13 protein-coding genes are annotated in these 21,759 nt (G+C 61.9%); 5 read left to right on the top strand and 8 right to left on the bottom strand.

The annotated features are described in order from the left end of the window. Window positions 1-2 precede the first annotated feature (2 nt). Window positions 3-1,319, top strand: a complete 1,317-nt coding sequence (locus tag HUU46_23740) for an MFS transporter (GenBank protein ID NUM56651.1) — start codon at window positions 3-5, stop codon at window positions 1,317-1,319. Between the two features lie 251 nt (window positions 1,320-1,570). On the opposite strand, the gene HUU46_23735 is transcribed toward HUU46_23740, so the two are convergent. Beyond that, complete coding sequence (locus tag HUU46_23735) at window positions 1,571-2,884, bottom strand: calcium/sodium antiporter (protein ID NUM56650.1); 1,314 nt, start codon at window positions 2,882-2,884, stop codon at window positions 1,571-1,573. Window positions 2,885-4,857: 1,973 nt separating this feature from the next. Between HUU46_23735 and HUU46_23730 the strand changes: the two genes are divergently transcribed. The 3 genes from HUU46_23730 to HUU46_23720 are packed head-to-tail and all read left to right on the top strand — an operon-like array spanning window position 4,858 to window position 9,055. Then, complete coding sequence (locus HUU46_23730; GenBank protein ID NUM56649.1) at window positions 4,858-5,802, top strand: MoxR family ATPase; 945 nt, start codon at window positions 4,858-4,860, stop codon at window positions 5,800-5,802. Further along, a complete protein-coding gene (locus HUU46_23725; GenBank protein ID NUM56648.1) occupies window positions 5,799-7,049 on the top strand; it encodes a DUF58 domain-containing protein in 1,251 nt (416 codons plus the stop codon). Before HUU46_23730 ends, HUU46_23725 begins: the two co-directional genes overlap by 4 nt. Next, complete coding sequence (locus tag HUU46_23720; protein ID NUM56647.1) at window positions 7,046-9,055, top strand: transglutaminase domain-containing protein; 2,010 nt, start codon at window positions 7,046-7,048, stop codon at window positions 9,053-9,055. Before HUU46_23725 ends, HUU46_23720 begins: the two co-directional genes overlap by 4 nt. A gap of 15 nt (window positions 9,056-9,070) precedes the next feature. Here HUU46_23720 and HUU46_23715 read toward each other — a convergent pair whose 3' ends face one another. Beyond that, the gene (locus HUU46_23715; GenBank protein ID NUM56646.1) at window positions 9,071-11,095 is read right to left on the bottom strand and encodes a SurA N-terminal domain-containing protein; all 2,025 of its coding nucleotides are present in this window, start codon (window positions 11,093-11,095) and stop codon (window positions 9,071-9,073) included. Between the two features lie 433 nt (window positions 11,096-11,528). Between HUU46_23715 and HUU46_23710 the strand changes: the two genes are divergently transcribed. Beyond that, entirely contained in the window at window positions 11,529-11,885 is a 357-nt protein-coding gene (locus HUU46_23710) for a hypothetical protein (GenBank protein ID NUM56645.1), read from the top strand. Window positions 11,886-12,352: 467 nt separating this feature from the next. Here the strand turns inward: HUU46_23710 and HUU46_23705 are convergent, their stop codons facing one another. The 6 genes from HUU46_23705 to HUU46_23680 form a co-directional block, all read right to left on the bottom strand. Continuing rightward, window positions 12,353-13,699 (bottom strand): sigma-54-dependent Fis family transcriptional regulator, encoded by a 1,347-nt coding sequence (locus tag HUU46_23705; GenBank protein NUM56644.1) that lies wholly within the window; start codon window positions 13,697-13,699, stop codon window positions 12,353-12,355. Beyond that, window positions 13,696-15,552: a HAMP domain-containing protein gene (locus tag HUU46_23700; GenBank protein ID NUM56643.1), complete on the bottom strand. Its 1,857-nt coding sequence runs from the start codon at window positions 15,550-15,552 to the stop codon at window positions 13,696-13,698. The genes HUU46_23705 and HUU46_23700 overlap by 4 nt, the downstream gene beginning before the upstream one ends. 111 nt (window positions 15,553-15,663) lie before the next feature. After that, the gene (locus tag HUU46_23695) at window positions 15,664-16,683 is read right to left on the bottom strand and encodes a hypothetical protein (GenBank protein NUM56642.1); all 1,020 of its coding nucleotides are present in this window, start codon (window positions 16,681-16,683) and stop codon (window positions 15,664-15,666) included. Between the two features lie 247 nt (window positions 16,684-16,930). Further along, window positions 16,931-19,039: a cytochrome c biogenesis protein CcsA gene (gene ccsA, locus HUU46_23690; GenBank protein ID NUM56641.1), complete on the bottom strand. Its 2,109-nt coding sequence runs from the start codon at window positions 19,037-19,039 to the stop codon at window positions 16,931-16,933. Beyond that, window positions 19,036-20,238, bottom strand: coding sequence for a cytochrome c biogenesis protein ResB (locus tag HUU46_23685; GenBank protein ID NUM56640.1), 1,203 nt, complete (start codon window positions 20,236-20,238; stop codon window positions 19,036-19,038). The genes ccsA and HUU46_23685 overlap by 4 nt, the downstream gene beginning before the upstream one ends. 4 nt (window positions 20,239-20,242) lie before the next feature. Further along, entirely contained in the window at window positions 20,243-21,475 is a 1,233-nt protein-coding gene (locus tag HUU46_23680) for a hypothetical protein (GenBank protein NUM56639.1), read from the bottom strand. Window positions 21,476-21,759: the final 284 nt, after the last annotated feature.

The raw sequence follows: 21,759 nt of genomic DNA, 5'->3' as shown, positions 1-21,759 counted from the left end.
TCATGCAAACCGACGACGGACGTCCTGCGTTTTCCAGGTCGCCGAACTACAAGTGGTACATCGTGGGGATGCTGTGGTTCATGGCGTTCTTCAACTATGCCGACCGTCAGGCCCTTGCGTCAGTATTGCCGCTCATCGAAAAAGAGTTCAGCCTCAATAAGGAGCAGCAAGGCTTTATTGTCGCCGCTTTTGCGTGGGTGTACGGGCTTGGCGCGCCGTTTGCCGGCTACATAGTCGACCGCGTCAAGCGCAAAACAGCGATTCTCGCAGGGCTGTACGCGTGGAGCGTAATCTGCATGGCGACGGCAATGTCCACAAAACTTTCGCACCTCATATTCTTTCGCGCAGCGGAAGGCGTGGGAGAGACCTTCTATTTTCCGGCATCCATGTCACTTGTGAGCGACTATCACGGCAAAAGAACACGGTCGCGAGCAATGGGACTACATCAAACAAGCGTATACGCGGGGACTATTGGCGGCGGATTCTTCGCGGGCATGATCGGCGAGTACTACGGATGGAGATGGTCGTTCATCATATTTGGCGGACTGGGCATTCTGCTCGGCATTGTCCTGCATCGTCTGGTTGTGGAACCCCAACGCGGCGCGGCGGACTTCGCGGATTCGGGTGTCAAGACGAAGGGGCCGGTGCAAGGCATGTCGGTGTTGGACACGGCTCAGTTGATCTTCTCGACGCCGACGACCTTGTTTCTTCTGGGCGCCTTTCTGTGCGCAAACTTCGTTGCGGCGGTCATGCTTTCGTGGATGCCCTCGCTGTTACATGAGAAATTCAATCTGAGCCTCACGCGCGCCGGGTTCGAGGCGGTCGTCTATTTGCAGGTGGCGAGCATGTGTGCGTCGCCGTTGGGAGGATGGCTGGCGGACAATCTGCGTGGGAGGTTCTTTGGCGGCCGCATGTTCGTGCAAGCGACCGGCGTATTCCTCGGAGCGCCGTTTGTGTATGCAACGGGCACCACCTCTACGCTCTCCACGCTGGTCGTTGTCATGGCGTGCTGGGGATTCTGTAAGGGCCTGTACGACGCGAACATCTTTGCGTCCATCTACGACGTCATCCCGGCCAACGCGCGCGGTACCGCGGCGGGCCTTATGAACTGCATAGGCTGGCTCGCGGGCGCAGGCACGGCGCCAATCATCGTGGGCCGAATTGCGGACCAGTACGATTTGGGCTATGCGATTGCGCTGACGTCGGGCGTATATATCGCCGCGGGCGTGATCCTGATGCTGGGCGCATTGTTTTTCATTCGCCGTGACGCGGAACGCCTGCATGCGAAGCTCGCGAGCGAATCCAGTCCACCGGCGTAACGCCGTTTCGGATTTGCGATTGCCCGGCGCAATCCCGCATTTCCCGCCGCCCCACGACGCCGCGGTGGAAGTAAAATCCTTCGGTGCGGCGGAAAACGCTCACGAGTAAACCATCGAGCGCACCGTCTTTTACGTGCTCGTGCTCGTGCTTCGTCATCGTACTCGCACTCGATACTCGAAACGATCGAGTACGATGACGAGCAGAAGCACGAGCACGCGGCGCAGCCGGCCGTGAGACGCGCAATCCGGCGCTACATACGGTCCCTGCGCAGCCGCCGCAGTTCCCACATCGACAGGACGACGATGGTTACGGCGGTGAGCGGCATGATGAAGTAGAGCATTGCCGTTCTGAATCCCGGCGGCACCTGGGGCAGTTGCGACTGCATCACGAGGTACGCGGTGTACGCCGCGTAGTACCCCAGGAAGAGCCCGCCTTCCCACCGGCTGATGGCCAGTCCCGTAAAGAAAATTGGCAGGCACGCGACCATGATTGCGACCATGATTGGTATGTCGAACGCGAGCGCCTGGGCCGAGACCGCGACCGGTTTTACGATGGCCGTCGCGCCAAGCACGGCGAGCACGTTGTAAATATTGCTGCCGACCACGTTGCCGATCGCGATGTCGCGCTCGCCGCGAATCGTGGCGACGATGGACGTGGCGACTTCGGGGAGCGAGGTGCCGACGGCGACGATGGTGAGACCGATGACGAGTTCGCTGACGCCGAACGCGTGCGCGAGTTCGACGGCGGCATTCACGAACGTGCGCGCACCGTAAACGAGCAGCACCAGGGACAGCGCAACGAGCGCGGCGTTGGCAAGAACGAAACCGGCCGTCACCCGTTCCGGCGCGGCGAACTCCGCCGCGAACTTCTCCTGTGCGGCCCGGGTCTCCTTACGGCTCTTGCGAATTACGAACGCGGTGTACGCGGCCATCATCCCGAACAATATCAAACCCTCGATTCGTCCGATGCGGCCGTCGTATCCCAGCGCAGGAACGAGCAGCGCCGCGCCGATCATGATGGGCACATCGAGGCGAATGAGTTGAACATTGACGCGAAGCGGAAACAACGCGGCACACGCGCCGAGGATGAGCAGAACGTTGCAGATGTTGCTGCCGACGACGTTGCCGATGGCAATGTCCGATTGACCGGCCCACGCGGACTTCACGCTTACGGCGAATTCGGGCGTGCTTGTGCCGTAGGCGACGACCGTGAGCCCGATAACCAGCGGCGAAATGCCGGCGGCGGCAGCGAGTTTCGACGAGCCGCGGACGAGACATTCGGCCCCGGCGGTCAGAATCGCAAGGCCCACCAGCAACAGGAGCCATGGTACGGCAGTCACCCGGCGACATCTCCTTCGCGAAACGCGAGCCGCAGATCGCCCTGCATGGTGGTCAGCCAGAACTCGCCCGGCTTGTGTTCGAAGACGTACGTGTAGGCAAGCGACGCGCCGACGCCATCGACGCGGCGCGCGACAACGAACGGCTTGGTCCAAGTCGCGCCGTTGTCGGTCGAGAACGCAATCGACAACTCCGCGCGGTAGTTGTTCGCGCGCACGTCGGACCATTGGCCGTCGCCGCCAACATAGACCTCGTCCGGCGCGGTGGTCTCGCCGTCGGGATACAGCCGGTTCCACGCGAGCATAAGGCGTCCGCTCGCGGTGCGCGTCAACGTGCCCGGCGCGCTGCTGGCGTCGATGGACGAAGGCCGCAACTCGCGAAAGTCTTCGCCGTCGTTGTCGGAGTACGCGGACCAGAATTTGCCGAGGTTGGTGCGGCACAGCAACCAGACGCGCCTGTCCTCGAGTTCCGCGAGCGTGCCCTCGATCAGGCCGTCGTGGTGGCCGCGTCCGCCGATATCGAGCAGATTCGATCGCTGCCACGTCTTGCCATCGTCCGTCGAGTGGCGCGGGCGCAACGCGTGGCGGCCGTCCTCGTACATCAACTCCTGCACCGGCGCGACGATCGTGCCCGCGCGCGTCTGGATCATGCTGTGGATATCGCCGCTGTAACCATCGTACATGATCTGGAAATCGGTCCACGTCTTTCCGTCATCCAGGCTGCGGATCGAGCAGGTTGGCAGGTGCGCGTCCGGCTCGGGAAGCCGCTTTTCCGCGTTCCATTTCCACTGCTGCTGCGTATCGTCCATGAACGCGAGCACAATCGCGCCGGCCGCCGTGCGAATCATCGCGCGTTCGGGCCGAACGACAAACGCGCGCCCCGCATTCGCGGTCAGTGAATGCGCTTCCCACGTAGCGCCTTCGTCGCGGCTGATAATGGCGGTGTTGTCGTGAATCCCGAGCACGCCGCCATCGCCCGTGCGCACGAACGGTCCGAGCGGGAGATCGTTGCGCCACGTAACGCAGTCGGGCACTTCGATCCAGCCCGCGCGCGTGGCGTGCCGCTTCCAACCATCGCGCGGCGCGGGCGGATTCGCCGCCGCGGCAACGCGCTTCTCCTTTGGAAAGTCCGCGGATACGCGCTCCATCAACGTTTTCGCGTCGTTTTCCATCGCATACACGACCATGCGCCAGCGTTGGTCCGTGACCGGCGCGTCCGCGGGGAGCCACAGCGGATTGTTGTGCATGCAATCGTGCCAAGCCTGCGCCATGGACAGGGTTGAGTCATTCGCAATCGCGGTGAGATATTTCCTGTCGCGCGATACCGCGCCGATGACGGGTGTGAGATAGCGGTCCGTACTGTAGCCCGCCCATGCCGTCGGCTGCGTGACCGGCACGTACAACGAAGCCGCCATGTAGCTCTGCACCCAGGGCGGCGAGTTGTATTCGTGGTCCGGCGGTTGTACCGGAATCTTTGTGCGTTGCGTGTCCTTCAAGTACGTGAAGCCGTCGTTCGTGAATATGAAGCAGCGCTCGACAAACTGAGGATAGCGATCGGGCGCACTCGCGAACGCGGGCGCATGGCGCAACTGCCAGCAGAGATTCAGCCCCGGCGGCGATCCGGGCAACTCCTTGCCGGCGTGGTTTTCCGCATCCAGCGCGACGCGCGCCACAATCTCGACCGATCCTTGGCGCGGCGTGATTGTCGTTATCACCAGTTCCTGCGGATTGGCTTGATCGCGATGGCGCATCTCCACGACGCCGTCATCGAGCGGCCGCGCATCGACGAATTCCACCGCGGCCTCGTAGCACCACGCGTCGCACTGGAAATCGGGCACGTTCGGAAACCGCATCGACACCATGGGGTAGTACTTCCCCCACAGTTTTTCTTTCACGACCCGAATGGCGGGCAGCGTATCGGGTTTCGGAGTTGTCCCCTCCGCGATCACGATGATATCCGGTCCGCTCTCTCCGGCAGGCTCCTGACCCGTGGACGTGAATCCGGTTGCCAGGCACGCGATCAGCGGGAACGCCAGGGTGTAACTGCGTTTCATGACACAAGTCTCCATCCGTCGCATCGTGGTGGCGCTTCCCGCGAATGATACCGGCGTTCTCCGTCCGGTTACACTTCTTTTCGTCTTCCGTTTACGATAGTCACAGGTTCGCGGTTACATCGTACGCGATAGAAACAGGAGGCCCGAATGCCGGACCCGAAGCCGCTCGCTACGCTTATCGATCAGTTGAAATCCAATCTTGGACGCGTGATTCAGGGCAAGCAGGAGAGCATCGACCTCCTGGTGATGGCACTCGCCGCGAACGGCTCCGTCCTGATGGAGGACGTGCCGGGCGTGGGGAAGACAACGCTGGCGAAGGCGCTCGCCCGATCGATCGACGCCGAAATGAACCGCGTGCAGTTCACGCCCGACTTGCTGCCTGCGGACATTCTGGGCGCGTCGGTGTACAACCCGAAGGACGGCTCGTTTCAGTTTCGCAAAGGCCCAATATTCTGCAATGTGCTGTTGGCGGACGAAATCAACCGCGCGTCGCCGCGTACGCAATCGGCGCTGCTCGAAGCGATGAACGAGTGGCAGGCGACCATCGAAGGCGAGCGGCACGCGTTGCCGCAGCCCTTCCTCGTCATCGCGACCCAAAACCCTATCGAGTTTCATGGCACATATCCCTTGCCCGAAGCGCAGTTGGATCGGTTCCTGATGCAAATCAATCTGGGATACCCGCCGCCGGACGCGGAAGTGGCGATACTCCATGCGCAGGCGCAATCGCACCCGGTGGATTCGTTGTCGCCGGTCGTCGCGCGCGACGAGATCGTCGAACTGCAGGCGCGCATCCGCGGCGTAACCGTCAGCGAACCCGTGTCGCGCTACATCGTGCAGATCGTCAATGCGACGCGAAACGACGAGCGGCTGAAAGTGGGCGTCAGTCCGCGCGGATCGCTGATGCTGTTCCGCGGGGCGCAGGCGTGCGCGTTCTGCGCGGGCCGCGACTACGTGTTGCCCGACGACGTGCAGCGGCTCGCGGTCCCCGTGCTGGCGCATCGTGTTGTGCTTACGTCGAAGGCCAAATACGGCGGCAATGGCAAGGCGGAAGTGATTACGGAGGTGATTGCTTCCATCAGGGTGCCGACGTGAAGCGGCGGGGACCGAGCGACTTCGAGCGGTTCGCGCGCTATCTCTTGCAGTACAAGCTGACCAGCGCGGGGCGTTCGCTAATCGTCCTCGGGCTGGTTGCCGGTCTGCTCGGTTATACACTCGAGCTGCCGATCTTCTATACGCTGTGCTCGTTGTTTGCGCTGGGCTTTACGGCGCTGGTTGTGAACTCGGCGTTGCGTCCGAGGCTCACCATCAGCGGCAGTTTTCCGCAACTCGCCTGCGCGGGTCAGGCGGTGACAGGCTGGTTTCGCGTTGGCAACACCGGGCGCTGGTCCATCCTCGAACTTGACGCAAGCCTGATCGGCATTGGCCGCTCGCTGCGCGTGATTGACTCGCGAGGGGCGCGTACGCAGCTTGCTCCCGGCGCGCACGCGTCGTTGCCGATCACGATTATGCCGAACCGGCGCGGGCTGTATCGCCTCCCGCCCGTGCGCGTGTTCACGACGTTTCCGTTTTCGATCTGCCGCAGCGGACGCTCAGCGCCGCTCGGCGGGCCGTTGCTCGTTGCGCCGCGGTTTCACCCGCTCGCGTCCATCGATGTGCCCGCATCGCGGCGCCATCAGCCCGGGGGAATTTCCCTGACGTCGGACGTCGGCGAATCGCCGGAATACATCGGCAATCGCGAGTATCGCGCCGGCGACCCACCACGGCGGATCGACTTTCGTTCGTGGGCACGGCTCGCGCGGCCCGTTGTGCGCGAATACCAGGAGGAATTTTACTGCCGCATCGCGCTCGTGTTGGACACCTACGTCCCCGGACGGCGCTGGCGGCCCGCGACGGGGTTCCCGGAGTTCGAAGCGGCGGTCAGTATGGCCGCCGCGATTGCCGATGCGTTGGCGCGGGGCGAGTACCTGATAGACATCTTTGCCGCAGGGCCGGAACTGTACGTGTTTCGCTCGGGACGGAGCATCGCGCATTTCGAGAATGTGCTCGAGATTCTTGCGTGCGTCGACGAGTGCCGCACCAATCCGTTTGACACCATCGCGCCGGCATTGACCGACGAACTCGCGCGAATCTCGACGGTTATCTGCGTGTTTCTCGATTGGGACGAGACGCGCGAGCGACTCGTGCGCGCTGCCGTCGACTCGGGGTGTGCAGTGAAGGTGATTATCGTTCGCGATTCGGCTACCACCGCACCGATTTCGCGGGCCGATGCAATCGCCAACACGCCCGCGCTTGTGTTTTCATCGGCCGATGTGACGGCAGGGGCGATCGATTCGCTATGACGAATGCGACGCGGATACTTGCCGTGATGTTGTGCCTGATTGCGTCCGGCACGCTCGGCATGATGTCGATGCAGATCCTGTATCCGGCCGCAATCTGCCTGGCCGCCGTCGTCGGGTGGACGGAACGGTATCGAATTACGGTTTCCAGGAAAGCGGAATCACGACTCGCGGCCGGCGTAGCGGTCCTGTTTGCGCTGCGGTGGCTGCTTCCCGCACCGGCGTTCGGGTCGGCTCGCGTGCAGTTCATTTCGATTGGCATTCTGGACTACGCGCAAGCCTATCCCATCGCGCAGGCGCTGCTGTTCTGGATGGTGCTGCTGCTTTTTCTGCGGCGCGGCGGCGCGCTTCCGTTCACCTTGCCACTGTATCCGTCCCTTGTCGTTATTCTCGCCGGAACGATGCCCCCACGAGCGTTGGGCGCGTGGAGCGGCGCCGCATACCAGACCGCGGCGCTGGCATTAGCGTTGACGAGTGGAGCGTATTTCGTTGTTCATGCACAATCGCGCTACGTCGAGCCACAACACGCGCGGCGCGCGCGGCGAAACGCGTATATCCTCGTCTTGGCAATCGTGCTGTCGCTCGGGTGGGGATTGGGAAGGCTGCTGCAGAGTCGCGGACAGGACCTCGACCTGTTGCTGGTCGACCTCATGCGCGACCGCAGCCTGCCAACGTCGCCGGGCTTTTCCGGCGAAGGGCACCTCGACCGCGTCAATCAATTCAAGAGTATGAACAGCAACGCAATTGCACTGCACGTTACGAGCGCGGCCATGCCCGGATATCTGCGAGGGAAGGCGTTCGATACGTTTGACGGACGCCGCTGGTCGAGCGTGGCGCCGTCGCAGGACGTACAACCCATAAAAATGGCCGACGGCCGCGAAAACGACACGACGTGGTTTCCACTAGCGCCGGGCGGGGAGAATGGCGATTCGGAACATATGCTCGTGGAACCCGTTTCCTCCTTACGCGGCGCGGTCTTCACGCAATTGGAATCGGCGCGCGTGGGAATTCCGCGGCGCACGTTGTCCGTCGACGCGCATCGCATTGTCGAAGCCGGACAAATCGAACCTGGAGCGCCATACCGGGTGGCGGGTGTTCGCGCGGCGGACGCGCCGCTGACCGCCGATGAGCGGGAAAGCTTGACCATCGTGCCGAACGGCGTCGATCCCAAAATACGCGCCATCGCGTACGCGATCACGCGCAATTGCGCCGACGACGAAGCGCGAATGCACGCGGTTGTGGCCTACTTGAACGCTACCTGTACGTATAGCCTCAATCCGCCGCCGGTCGTATCCGACAATCCGCTTTCGGCGTTTCTCCTCGAGAGCCGCGCGGGACACTGCGAACTGTTCGCCACATCCGCGGCGATGCTGTTGCGGTGCGCGGGCGTGCCATGCCGGTACGTCACCGGTTTCGTCGCGGGCGAGCAAAACAGCTACGGCGAGTATTGGGTGGCGCGCAATAAAGACGCGCACGCGTGGGTCGAGGCGTACATCGAAGGGAGCGGGTGGACGATCGTCGAAGCGACTCCGGCGGACGGCGTACCCCAACGCGAACAGAAACAGAAGTTGGCGGAATTCTGGGAATACGCCGTACACAGGACGAAGTCCGCGATTGCCGCGATTCGAAATATGAACGCGCGCGAACTGGCCAATGCAGCCGTACGACTCCTGATCCGCTGGTCGCCGTGGATCGGCGCAATCGTACTCGTTGGCGTCGCCGCAATCTTGATCAAGCGAATTGCCGCGAAACGTCGCGCGGCGGTCGCCGCGTTGGGGACCGATCCAACCGCCCTGGCGATGAACCGGCGGTTGCGCGCGATGGACCGGAAAGCGGCGAAGCTGGGGTTGTCGCGCGGCCCGAGCGAAACGCTGAACCGGTTCGCGGATCGCGCGGATCAGGAACGCCAACCCGATCTGGCCCAATGGTATCGCGTGTATGCGAACGCGCGATACGGCAACGATGCCGGCGCGATCGCGGTTGTGCTTGGGCAACAGCGCGTGCCGTAGTCCGTCGTACGCAGGCTACTGCGCGGGCGCTGGAGTTTCCGCAGGGGCCGCAGCGGGTTCGCTCGGCGCCGGGGTTGACTCGGCAGTCGCTGGGGCCGGTTCCGCAGGCGCAGGCGCAGCGGCAGCATCCGTAGCGGCGCCCTCGGTTGCCGGCGCGGCCGCATCAACTGGCGCCGTCGATTCCGGCGCCGCTTCGGCGGGCGTTTCCTGTTCGATCCCAAGCGCGCGATTAAACGCCGCTGTATCGATCTGGTAGTGTCCTTTCGCGACCAAATCTTCGCGAAGGTACGCGACGTAGTCATCCAAGCGCCGGCGCTGTTCCTGCATCAGGGCCTGCTCACGCAGGGCCTTCTCTTCCTTCGGCCATTGTTCCGCCCACGCTTTTTCGTCGGGCGGCGTCTTGCTCACGAGTTCGACGAAGTACGTCTTTCCCATGAAGTCCGTAATTGGCCCGAAAAACGCGCCCGGCTCCTTCGTCTTGGCGGTCTCCAACACGTCGCGCGGGTTCCACATCGGGCCTTTCTGGAAGTCGTACGTCTTCGTGGTGAACGACGGAATCGTCTCGATTATTGCGTTGAGCTCCGGGTGCTGCGTCACGACGTCCTGCAGCGACTTCGCCGATTCCAAAATTGATCGCGCCAGGTCTTCCGTCTGCTTGCGGTACTCCGGCGAACCGCCGATGCGCGCGATCGTGTCTTGCACGACCTTTTCGCGTACCGCCTCGAGCGGTTGCGGCACCGCCGCCTCGAGTTCGATTACCTTCGCGACGTAGATGTTGCGCTGCGCTTCGAGCGGCTCCGCGACTTCGTTCAGCGCCACCGTCGCGAGGCGCGACCGGAACTGCCGCGCGTCCGAGTCCGGCAGGTTTTCGATATTGAGCGATTCGATGGAGAACTGGCCGGTCGTCTGCACCTCGAGGCCCGCCTCCAAGGCTGCCGCGCGCAAGTCGCCATTCGACTTGGCCTTCTCCTGAAGCTGCTTCGCCTTGTCCTGCGCCGCCTTATACTCTTCCTCGGACAACACCGCGGAAACGAGAATCTCGCGCGCCTTCACTTCGCGCGCGTTCGTTGTCGGATCGGTGCGTTCGTCCTCGACTTTGTAAATGTAGTATCCGTTCGGGCCGTAGGCGGGATCGCTCACCTGCCCCTTTTGCAGCGCAAACAAGGGCTTGCGATGCGGGCTCACCACCGGGCCCTCCGTCAACCAATCGAGATCGCCGCCTTTGTCCTTGCTCGGCGCCGTGGAATTCTCGGTGGCAAGTTTCCCGAAGTCTTCGCCGCCGCGCGCGCGCGTCACGAGGTCGTTGGCCAATTGCGGCATCGGCGGGACGAGCGAAAACGCGACAAACTCCGCCTTCCGCTTTTCCGGCAAGGCGTACGCTTCCGTGTTCTGGTCGTACGTCTCCTTAATCTGCTCTTCCGACGGTTCGATCTTCGGGGCGACCGCGACGTACTTCAGTTCGTACGACGTATTCTGCTCCTCGAATTGCTTTCGGATGTCCTCGTCCAGCACGCGGGCCGAGGCAGCGGCGCGCTGCACGACCAGTTGATAGGCCGTATCCAAGCGTTCCTGTTCGTAAAACACGTTCCAGTTTTGCCGTTGGCGGACGACCTCGTTCCAGCGTTTCGCGTCGAAATTGCCCGCCTCGTCCTGAAATGCGGGCCATTCTTTAATCTTCTCGACGAGATACTCACGGTCGAACTGGTAGTCCCCGCTCTTCGCCTGGCTCGCCAGCAGTTCCCGGCCGACGAGAATGTCAAGCACGCGCATCGCCGTGCCATCCCTCAGCATCTGCTCGGGGCTGGGAGGTTGCCCGCCGAATTGCGCCATCTGCTGGCGCTGCATCTGGAGGTCCCGCCGGTACAATTCCGCCGAAATCGGCGTATCCCCCACGACCGCTACGGCACCGCCCCCTTCAACCATGGACGGATCCGAACCGTATCCGAAGCTGCCGCCCCACAACACAAACGGCCCGATAATCAGGACCAACAGAATACCGAGCATCAGGCGCTTGTGCTTGCGCATCGCGTCTTGGATCATGAAACGGACACCTCTACTCCTTTGGCGTCGGACGCGGCCTGCCGCGCATGCGTGACGCCAGCCCAGAATCGTGCTTGCGAACGAAAAAGGATAGCACGCGGGCGCCGTGCCCGGCAACGCGGCGGCCCCTCGCAGGCGGGACAATCCTGTTCAATCAACGCCCCTTTTGGACCGGGCGGCGACCAACCAGAACCTGACCGGATACGCGCGGGTTTCTGGCGAACATTCATTGGCTCGACTCCCCCTGTTTTGTCGTAAGTCCATGACTGTGAGCAGCGTGGCCACTCGGCACGCCGGATGCTCTTTAGGTGGCGGACGACGTCGGAAACGACCCGCGGCCGGGCATACACCGCGGACGCCGACAAAGAGCGCGTAATGGCAGGAGCCGCCATTACCGCGATGGACAAATCCGGCTCAACAGGAGATCGAAACCATGTACATCACCTTCAAGCATCGGACAGCGGTAATCGGCGCGGCATTGCTCGCGATTATGTTCGTTTCATCGAGCGCCTTCGCGGACAGCGGCGACCTCGTAAGAAAAGGGCGCTTCGTGTGGCGTGCGGTGTCCGGCGACCTCGACCCAACGCACGGAAGCACAAGTACGGCGGCGAAAGACACCCGCGTCATCTACGACAAGGGCGACCTCGGCAAGTATGTCCGCCACGGGCGGTTCGTGACGAAGATCTACAACGACGAGTCCGCCAAGCCCTCCGCGTCGCCGCGGGCAACAACGGCATCGCGCACGCGCGTCGTTGACCACTACAAACACAAGCATGTCTTCCCAAATTAAAGCAATCGGAGCTATTGCGTAGCTAGAGCAATTCAAGTTTGAGCACACCGTCTGTTTCGTGCTCCTGCTCGTGAGTCGTCATCGTACTCGCACTCGATCCTCGATAAGATCGAGTACGATGATGAGCAGGAGCACGAGCACGCGGTGCAGCCGACCTTGAAATACTCTATATTCTCGTGCTCGTAATCGCACACTCGATTTGCACCGAAATCTACGGGACATACCGGACGACGTTTCTTAATATGCTCTTACAATCGCAACGTCGAATTCCACAATAGAGCAGGGACGCAAAAGCGTCCCTGCTCTGCGGTTGCGCGATTTATCCGGTGGCCCGTGCGCGCGGATTGGAATTGGCGGAGGCCAAAGATCGAAGACGACGAGGGACGAGATCGATTGCTTCAAGAGTAGCACGAGCACAAAAGATCGATCGGTCTTCGTACTTGCAGGGCAACCGGATTTTCGATTCGCTATTTGTCCGCCGGAGCGTTCAATTCGTAGTCGTGGATTTTCTTTCGCAACGTCGTCGGCGATATATCGAGCAATGCCGCCGTCTGCGTCACGTTCCAGCCGGTCGAGCGCAAGGCCCTTTCGACGTGATCGCGTTCCGCGTCGCGAAGTGTCTTCACCGGCGCTTCCGGACCAGCGTATGCCGCGGGCCGGTCGCCGATGGAAGCGGCCACATTGTCCTCGAGCAGCGTATCGGTGCGGGCGAGCAGCACCGCCCGCGTGAGCACATTCTCCAGTTCGCGCACGTTTCCCGGCCAGTCGTAGGCTTGCAGGCAGCGCATCGCCTTGTCGTCAACGTGCGACACGCAGCGATGCAGTTCCTGGCTCACGCGGGCCAGCACATGCGACGTCAATAGCGGAATGTCGTCGCGCCGCTCGCGCAGCGGAGGGACACGGATCGTGGATACTCCAAGCCTGTAGTACAAGTCTCCGCGAAACGCGCCAGACGCAACCATGGACTCGACGTCGCGGTGGGTCGCCGCGACGATTCGCGCGCGCAGCGGAATGCACTTCACGCCTCCAACAGGTTCGAAGCTTCGCTCCTGGATCGCCCGCAACAGTTTCGCCTGAAGATCGACGGCCATATCGCCAATCTCGTCGAAGAACACCGTGCCCTCGCCGGCATGCTCGAGCCGGCCCACCTTGTCGTGGTCTGCGCCCGTGAATGCGCCGCGCACGTGCCCAAACAGTTCGCTCTCCAGTAACGTCGGGACCACGGAACTGCAATTGATCGCCACAAACGGTTTGCCGGGCGACGTGGCCTCGTGTAAGGCGCGGGCGACAAGCTCCTTCCCGGTGCCGCTTTCACCCTCGATTAGCACCGGGATTCGGTTCTGGCTCAGCACGCCAACTTGCTTGATGACCTCGACGATCGAGCGGCTCGCGCCGACGATCTCCCGCGGATGAAACGCCTGTTCGAGGGGGACGCGGCGTTTCGACTTGGCCCGAATCTGTTCCTGGGCCGCCTTCTCCACGGCGATCAGTACGGCCTCGAGATCGAGCGGCTTTCGGATGTAATCGAACGCGCCCAGTCGCACGGCCTCGATCGTGGCCTTCATGTCCTGCGTGCCCGTTATCATCACCGCCAGACCGGGCGATTCGGCGTCCCGAATGGCCTTCAGCACGTCCAAGCCCGAGCCGTCCGGGAGCTTCAAGTCGACGAATGTTAGATCGAACCCGCCTTCGGCATGTAGCGACATTCCTTCGCGCGCGGTATGGCACGATCGTACAAAATGACCGTCCCGCTCGAGATGAATCTGGAGCGATCGGCACAACGCCGCGTCGTCGTCGATGACGAGTATCTTCATGCGATGTTTTCCCTTGTCAGGGGTAAGCGAATAGCAAACACGGCGCCGCCGCCGTTCCCGTTGCCGGCAGTTACCGACCCGCCGTGAAGCTCGACGATCTTCCTGACGTTCGCCAAGCCAAGCCCCGTTCCCGCCGGTTTGGTCGTAAAAAACGGCTGAAACACCTGATCGAGCGTTTCGCTGGATATTCCGCTGCCCGTGTCAATGACTTCTACGATCGCGCGCTCGTCCGCGTCTCTGCGGCCCCGCACCGTGACCAACCCGCCTTGAGGCGCCGCCTCGATGCCGTTAAGCACGAGATTGGTCAAGGCCCTGCACATGAGTTCGGAATCGACGAAAAGCGCCGTGTCGTTCAATTCGTCTTCCACCACGACACGGACCCGGTTCTTCGACGCCTGGTCAACGGTCAAGGAGATCGCCGAACGCGCCAGGTCATCGAAGCGCATCGGCTGACGGCGGATTTCCACCGGACGCCCGTACTGCAACAAATCGTTCAACATACGTTCGAGGCGTGCTACCTGCGCAATCGCAATATCGGCGAGTTCGCGGTACCCGGGATCGGACTCGACCGTCCGAAGCAGCGATTGCAGGTTCATTTTGATCGACGACAACGGGTTGCGCATCTCATGGACGATGCTGGAACTCAGTTCGCCGACCGACGCCAAGGTCGCCGTGCGGACCAGCTCGCGCTGTTGCGCGGCCAGCTCGTCGAGCATCGTATTAAATGCCTTGCGCACGTCTTCCGCTTCCGTGCCGCTCAGTGGCCCGACGCGATCCTGTGCGTTGCCCGTGGTCACGTTCTGCGCGACGCGGGCGAGCACGCGTAGGGGTTCACCCAGTTTGCGCGATGTCCACACTGCCACCACCAGGATTACCAGAAACGTGACGGCGCCCGTCACGGCAACGCGGCGCAGAAGCACGTCGATCCATGCCAACGCCTCGTCCACGTCCTGTTCGACAATGACCTCCATCGGGAACAATGCAACGGCGGCGAGCCGGGCCCATACGGCTTTACCGCGTTCGTCCGTGTACTCGACGTGTTCGACCTGGCCGGGAAGACCGCGCGCGGCGATCGCGTCGGGCAGGGGCCTCCGCATCGCAACTCGGTCCATATTCGGCAACGGCTCCGTCAGAATTTGGACCGAATGCGCGGCGTCCTTTGACTCCGCGCGCGAAGACGCCGAACGATCGACCCAAGCCAGGTACGTGCGTCCAGTCTCTCCCAATCCGGCCCGATCGTGCAGCAGCGGTTCGAGGCCGCGTGTGAGGTTCAGTTTCGCAACCACAAGTCCCTGCCGCGATCCGCCCGATTGTATGTGGCGGCCGATAAACAGAACGACATTGCCGTTACCGTCCAGTTCGGGGCGCAGCATCTCGATCTCGCCGTCGGCGGCAAGAATACCGCCTGTCCGAACGTATGCGCCCGCGTCGCCTGTATCCGTCCCATCACGCGACACGCGTGCGACAACCGCCCCGTCCGCGCCAAGCACCGCGATCCCGTCGTAGCTGTCAACCCGGCCAAGCACCGCGCGAAGCATGACGGTGGCTTCCCGGTCAATATCTTCCTCAGAGAGGTTGGCAAAGTGGGCGCAGCAGCGCGCGACCGATGGAGACGACGCGATGACGTCGATCTCGCTGAAGCGTTGCGCAAACCACGTCGAAACCAACGCGCTCCGCGACGTCGCCAACGACAGCAGATGCTCGTTGGTCTCCTCCAGAATCGCCTCACGCGCGCAGTGATAACCCTGGCCCGTCATGATCGCCATCGGCACGAAGGCGAGCAGCATCATCCAGACGAGCACTCGACTCGTCAGCCCGCCGAATCGCATACCGTTACCGCCCGAATTGCTCATTGGGTAATTCTATCAGCAGCGCGTGCCGGAATGGGGTTGGCCGGGCCCGCAAAAAAAAACGGGAGCGCCCCATCCACGGGACGCTCCCGGCAAGTCACCTTGTGTAAGCCGTTACTTCGGTAATACCAACGAATCCCCCTTGGCGGGCATCTTCCCGTCCACCAGCGAGCAGCGTGCAATCTTCTCGGAGACCGAGTCGACCTTGACGGTACCGGTCTCGGTGAAGGACACCTCAAGCGGAAGGCCGGTGTCCGGATCGACGATCGTCTTGCCTTCTTTGAGCGCTTTGAGGGTCATGCCCACTTCGACGCCGCGGTTCGTGCCGGCGTTAATAATAATGGTCTTGCCGTCAAAGTCGGCCACGCGGACACGGAACGGCTGGTTGCCGAGCGTCGCGGTAATGTGGTCAACACACTTGCTGATGCACTTCTCGGCAGTCTCGCCCAGTGGCGTCTTCTTGAACTGATCGCCGCCGGCGCTGAAGCCTTTCGCGTAAACGTCCGCGCCGATCGACTTGTGCGTGGCGGTCTCTTCCGCCTTGTGCGTCGAGAGCACAACCGTCGTGGTGAGGTCGATGATTCGCAGCGTCATGGCGATCTTCGACGTGACTTTGCTGCCGCCGATTCCGACGCTTCCGAACCCGCCGATGGGAACGCCGATGCGGCCGCTCTGCCCGGATTCGCCCGGCTCGAACTGCGTCACGGTGCCCTGGATTAGGAACTGCGCGCCGACAATCTGGCCGATCTGCCGCGCCGTCTGCTGGTTGATTCGGCCCGCCGCGCTGAGGTCCTGCTCTCTGATTGCATTATCGAGTTTCGGCCGTTCGACGACAAGGAACCGGCCGCTCTGCATCAGCGCGTCGGAAAGCATCGCGCCCATCACGGGGCCTTCGTCCCAACCCAGCTTGCCCGCGCCTTCAAAATCGTCCACGCACACAATGATTTTCGGACCGGAGGGCGCGGGGGCGGCCTTCTCCGCGGGAGGTGGCGCCGCCTCGGTGGACGACGATTCGGACGAACCCCCGCCCTTGATCTTCTTCAGGATTCCCGCCTGCGCGGGGGTGACAAGCGCGATGGCAAGCACGATGCACAGCGCGGCTGACATTGCGCGTACTGGTTCGGACCTCAACATTCAAGTTCCTCCTCGATGTAATGCAGACGGCTGGTGCGGCGCGTCGCTCCCCTCGATACCGGTGAGCGTGACTCTCTCCGTTAACCCCTCTGCGTAACGTGCTGGACACAACCAAGACGGCGAAATTCTACGGCAAACCGCGCGATTTCTCAACCGGAATCCCGCGGGTGGCGCGTTCAAAAACGGATCGGCGCAAAAAACAAAGCAGGGCCGAATTGGAATTCGGCCCTACTTCAATACAACGCCGTTACTGTTTATGCGCTTTCGCCGGAAGTTGCTTCTTTCGCGTCGGGGCCGCGGCGCCGCCGGCAACCGGCGCCGGCGTTGGCGCAGCGAATCTCTGGCGGTACCACACCACGGCGCCCAGGAACACTACGATCAACTCGATAATGTAAAACGTCAGGAGCCACGGCATGATGCCGCTGGTGAACCCGTAGCTGTGAAGGCCCACGCCGAGCAGGTTCACGCCCCACAACGAAAACGCGACAATAATCGCGTTGAACGTCGCCGCCATCGCGACCCCAAGATCGCGGACGTATCCCGCCAGGCGGCCATGAAGAATGGCCAGCTCCCACAGCACGATCATGAGCGCGCCGTTCTCCTTCGGGTCCCATCCCCAGAACCGTCCCCAACTGTCGTTCGCCCAGATGCCCCCCAGCACCGTGCCGACAACGGAGAAGAGGAGGCCGAAACAAATCACACCGTAAATCATGCGGTAGATGTTCTTGTAGAACTGAGGATCGTCTTTCTTCAAATTGAACAACCTGCCGATAATGTAAACGTGCGCGATAGCCGCGGCGAGCAGCCCCGCGGCGTAACCCATCGTTACGGTCGTGACGTGTGTCGCGAGCCAGAAATTCGTGTCGAGCACGGCCACGAGTTGCGGCATCGTGTCGACGCCCTGTTGCGCCTCGAACCGGAACGCGATGAACAGTCCCATCGCGCCGATCAACGCGCCAACCGACATCGCCACGCGCTGCCGGTTCACTAGCTCGATGAATATCGCGACGATGCAGGACACCGCCGTGACGAAGAGAATGACTTCATACAGCGTGCTTACGGGTGGGCGTTCGCGGATGATGCAGCGGTAGACGATGCCCGTTACGAGCAGGATTGTCGGCGGAAAGAGAAGGAAGGTTCCGATATACGCGAGCCAACGCTTCGCGGGCGCCATCCACGAGAAAGCCACTGCCACGAACGCGAGGACGTAGAGAATGAGCGCCCTGTAAAAGAAGTCCCAATTGTAGTAGCTGACCTCGAGCGGAATCTTGCCGTATTCGCCCCGGGCCGTCGCCGCGGACACCATTTCGTCGTGGAATTTGTTCAACTGCGTGAGGAACGCGGGCGGGTTGTCGCGCTGCACGACAAGTTCTTCGAGATCGACCAGTTGGCCCGCCAACTCCGCATCCACGTGGTCGCCGTGCGACATGTGATCGACCGCATCTGCAACGGTGAACCACTCGGGATGGTCCTCCGGCGTGCCGTGCGGCGGGAACAGAGCAAGGCCCATCGCCCGGCCGCTCAAGGCGCGCGCGTCCCGCACGAGCGTATTGATTTCGCCGGCGGCCTTCGCGCGCGCGTCGGCGTCCAACTGCATCACGGCCGCGGGCAGCGCATTGCGCAATTGCTCGGACTGCTCGGGCGTCAGGTTCTTCTCGATTTCTTCGATTCCGCGTTCGAGCGCCAGCGCCGTCACCCCAAGCTGCGTTTCGCGCGCAAAAACCGCGGTCAACCGTGGGACCGGAATAATCTCCGAAAGAATACTGCCGGGCTCGATGTGGAAATCGTAACGCGCGAAATCCAGGTAGTGGGTAATCTTCTGATACTCGAATACCGAATTCGCGAGGCTCACGATCTGGCCCTGTACCGGCGTAAGGTTCTTCGTTTCGCCCTGCGATTCCATGTTGTATTGCTGCGCGAGTTGGAAAAGTCTCTCGATGCCCGGCTCGAGTTCCGCGTACGAATAGCGGTCGCGCTTCTTCTTGTCGTCGTGCTTGACGCCGATCGCGTCGACCACTTCCGAGGATTGGATGAGGAATATCTTGTACTGCCTGGCCGCGTCGGGATAGAACATCGTGTCCAGCATCCACTCCATCGGGCCAAGCGTGCGGTCCTTCGGCGCGGCGGGCACTTCGATCGATCGCGACCCGTGCAGCTTGAGCATCACAAAACCGGCCATCGTGCTCAGCGGCTTGACCCGGCCTTCGTGTTGCACCGGCAACGTCGAGAACAATTCGATCGCTTCCGGCGTCCACTCTTGCGGCGGCAGCGGCGTGGGCGTGCCCTGCTGCGCAAACGCCGCAACGGCGATCGCCAACGTCAGGGCCGCGGCGCGGATCGAGTAAGCAGTGCTCATGTGGCTTTCCTTGTGGCCAGCTTGCGGTTTTCGGACCGGATGTATTTCGCTAGTTTCCCGGCAAAATGAATCGTCAGGCCGATGGTAATGATGATGCACGAATACAGCGGCCACTGGTCAGACGGATTCTTCACGACGGCGAGCGTCGAGCGCACCGGCGTTCCGCGTACGGGGTCTGCCGGCTGCCACGACGCCTGATAGAACGTGTACCCAAGGTGGCGCAGCGGTTCGTTCATCTGGATTTTCACCGGGGTCCTGGCGCCGCTTTCTTCAATCTTCGTCACTTCGCTCATGAACATGCGCGCCATGCCCGTGCCCGGGTGGTTCTCTTGGTGGAACTTGTCGAGCGCTATCGTGAACGGCAACGGATAGCGCTTGCGCCGCAGATCGACAGTGTACTTCTTGCCGTCAATCGTCACGCTCCACGGCGCGTCCGCAAGGCCCCACAGAATGCCTTCGTGCGTCGCTCCGCTTTGCTTCTCCTTCACGAGAACGTACGCGCCCGCGACGTTGCGCTCGGCCTCCTTGTCGAGGTCCATTTCCTGCAACGCAAACCCATCCACGACTTTCATCGTCTGCTGAACGAACGGCCCCGCGCCAACGGGAACGCTGTTCGGATAGAACGCGGTGATCGACAAATCGAAGGGCAGCGTGGCGTTTGCAAACGTCTTCGGGCTGTCGTCGTACGAAACGTACGCGAACGAGTCGTGCGGCACTATCATTTCCCGCGCGACCTGGCCCTCTTCCGGCTGCGCGATGGCGATTTCCCACAAGTAGTAGCTGACGAACTCGGAGGCCTGCTCGTTTTCCGCAAGCGTCATGTGGCCGTCTTCGGCGAACGTGTAGTTCACGAACGCCGCAAACACCATCACCAGCATGCCAAGGTGGGTGATGAGGTTCCCCACCGTGTTCTTGTTCTTGCGGATGCGCACGACGCCACCCGCTATCAGGTTGACGGTGAACAGCACCATGAGCAAGTACACCCCGGGCAACGGTATCGGCAGCGAAAAGTCCCCGAAGACCGGCATCCAGTGCACCACGAACATGGATTCAAAGTACTTCTTCTGCACTTCATACAGGCCCTGGTGCACCTGCTCGAGCGTGCCGAAAAACGTCAGGATGAGCAGAAGGATGAAGATGATGCACGCGAACCCGTACGACGCGATGAAATCGAACGATTGCTTCAGCAAGGCTTTCATTGAATTACAGCTTTAACGATTCGCAAAACGCTGCGAAGTTCGCCCTTTGCGCTTCCATGTCCGCGGCCGGCCCGACCATCTTGATGAAATATGCGTCCGTGCCGACTTCGGCGATCGTGCCCAGCATAAGGAAATCGGCGTGCGGCGCGCCCTGCATGTCGGTGTACGTACCCTTGAATTCCACCACGGAGCAATCGTTGCCCAAGACCTTGATCTTCGGGAGTGCCGCGATCGCCTCTGCAGTCAGCGCATCGAGACCCATCTGGCCCGCCCACCGATTCAAATTGGCTTCCACGCCGCCGCCGCGGTTTGACAGTTTCGCGACGTAACATTCCGACTCGCCGTTGGCCCCGGCCGTGAACGTAACCTCGCGCATCGCGCGCGGCGCGCTCTGCGTCCACCCCTCGGGCGCCGTCCAACTCAACATGGTGCCCGCGGCCACCGGCGCACCCGAACCCGGGACACTCGCGCCAATGGGCGGATGATCATTGGGCAGGTTGCCGGAACTTGAACCGGCTGCGCCCTGCGCCGCGGCGCCGATAGGGGGATGGCCTTCGGGTAAGTCCGACGACGAAGCAGAGGCGACCATACCCGCGTGCGGATCGGACGCACCCGGCGCGATCGACGCGCAAAACGCGTCAAACTTGGCCATTTCCTGTTCGACTATCGCCTTCGGCCCGGTCATCTTCACAAACACCGATTCGCCGCCCACACGCTCGAGCACAAGCCCGACCATGCGGAAATCCGGATTGTCCTGATCGCCGCCCATGCCTTTGAAATTGCCGTCGAGTTCCACGTATGCGGCTTGGCCACCGAGCAGCGGTTTCTTGGGAAGCGCCGAAATGGCCGCTTCGTCCACCGGCTCGAGCGCCATCTGCGAGCGCCAGCGGTTGATGTTCTCGGCAAGGCTGCCGCGAGCGGTGCTTACATAACATTCGGCCTTGGGGTCGCCGGCAGGACGTAAGTTAATGTTTCGGAACTGTTTAGACGGCAACTCGTCCCAGCCCTCGGGGGTCGTCCACGTGAACCCGGGCTGGGTCGCCGAAGCCATCGCTCCACCGCCAGTCATTCCGAAGCGCTCTGCGGAGCTAACCTCCTCCTTCGGGGCTTCCTTGGGCGTGACCAGGGTGCGGGTTTCGGCGATTTGCTCGACCCCGCCGGATGGGTTGCAGGAAAAGGCGATTAGCGATGCGGCAACGCCCGCGCTCACCGTCATCCATTGCGAAAAACGGGCCATTTCGTTACCTCGTGTTCTGCGCGCGACTCGCCATCGTACGCGATAAATAGCATACCCGCCGCGACTCGCTACGGTCAAACCGAAGCGGTTTTTCGGCACGCCACTGTAAACCGCGAACGGCAATCGAGAATTTCCGCACGATTCAACGAAAACATGCGTCCCGCAGCACCATTTCACGATCGTACTCCAACCTACGAATTTGTTCCTTGATCGGTCCTCGCACCATCCGCCATATTAAAATGGTAAGGGCCGACACATTCGAACCAACCATTCGTGCGGGGGTG

It is taken from the genome of Candidatus Hydrogenedentota bacterium (assembly GCA_013359265.1).
In the GTDB taxonomy this organism is placed as follows: domain Bacteria; phylum Hydrogenedentota; class Hydrogenedentia; order Hydrogenedentales; family SLHB01; genus JABWCD01.
This window is presented reverse-complemented; position numbering and strand designations above follow the sequence as displayed.